The organism is Amycolatopsis echigonensis (assembly GCF_014174495.1).
GTDB classification, from domain to species: Bacteria; Actinomycetota; Actinomycetes; order Mycobacteriales; family Pseudonocardiaceae; genus Amycolatopsis; species Amycolatopsis echigonensis.
Genome location: NZ_JACJHR010000230.1, coordinates 1 through 1,298 on the forward strand (window position 1 = coordinate 1; position 1,298 = coordinate 1,298).

Here is a 1,298-nt window from a genome sequence, read left to right on the forward strand (position 1 = left end):
GGACCGCCCCGGCGAAGTTGGAGGCCGGATTAGTTGGTTCAGGCCGCTGTGCCGGTGTCGGCGGCCGTCCGGCGGAATGTCTCCTCGTACTCGGCCGGAGGAGTGTTTCCGCAGAAAGAATGTAGCCTTTCGGAATTGTACCAGGCAACCCATTCCATCGTGGCGAGCGTCACGTCGGTCGCGTTCTCCCAGTTTTCGTGGAAGTCGATGAGTTCCTTCTTGTAGAGGCTGTTGAGCGACTCGGCAGCGGCATTGTCATACGAGTCGCCCTTGCTGCCGACCGAGCGGGCCGCGCCGGCCTGGTCGAGTCGTTCAGCGTAGCGGATGGACGTGTATTGAATACCTCTGTCGGAATGGTGGACAAGGCCGTCGACGCTTCCTCCGCGCGCCCAGATCGCCATTTCCAGAGCGTCGAGCGCAAGGTCGGTACCCAGGTGGTCGGCGACCTGCCAGCCGACGATACGGCGAGAGAACAGGTCCTGGACGAACGCGGCATACACCCATCCGGCAGCCGTGGCGACGTACGTGATGTCGGCGACCCAGCGCAGGTCTGGCGCGTCCGCGGTGAAGTCACGTTCCAGCAGGTCGCGAGGCCTTTCCTCGGCAGGTATGGTGGTGCGGGGCCGTCGACGCGACGCGATCACCCCGGTGATGCCCAGCCCGCGCATCAGCCGCTCGACCGTGCACCGCGCCGCGCAGACGCCCTCCCGGTTCAGCTGTCCCCAGACCTTCCGCGCCCCGTACAGGCCACGACCCGGCCCATTCCACACCCTGCGAATCTCTCCTTTCAGCCATTCATCACGGACCGCACGAGCCGACGGCGCCGACTCCCGCTTCTTCGCCGCCCAATACGTGGACGGCGGAAACTCCAGCACGGCACAGATCGGCTCCACACCGAACTGTTCACGATGGATATCGACGAACTCGACTAGCGCGGCAGTTTCGGATCGAGTTCCCGGGCGAAAAACGCAGACGCCGCTTTCAGGATCTCGTTCGCCCGCCGCAGCTCACGATTCTCTCGTTCCAGCTCGGCGATGCGCTGAGCGTCACCGGTCGACGTCCCCGGCCGCTTCCCGCTATCGACCTCGACCTGCCGGACCCAGGTCCGCAGCGCCTCACGATGCACCCCGAGCTGGTCCGCAACCCGGGCGACCGCGCCCGTCCGCTCGCCCTGTTCACGTAGCTCAAAAACCATCCGAACCGCACGTTCCCGCAGCTCAGACGAGTACTTCCTCGGAGGTGCCATAGCTCCTCACCCTTCCAGGTATCAGAGCCTCCAATCAACCCGGGGCGGTCCA

General features: G+C 65.0%; 1 protein-coding gene. It reads right to left on the bottom strand.

Annotated elements, in window-relative coordinates:
• Positions 1 to 38 precede the first annotated feature (38 nt).
• A protein-coding gene (locus H5411_RS46460; protein ID WP_246370553.1) for an IS3 family transposase occupies positions 39 to 1,246 on the bottom strand; the annotation gives its coding sequence in 2 pieces (ribosomal slippage) (positions 39 to 946 and positions 946 to 1,246; 1,209 coding nt in all).
• Between the last annotated feature and the right edge of the window lie 52 nt (positions 1,247 to 1,298).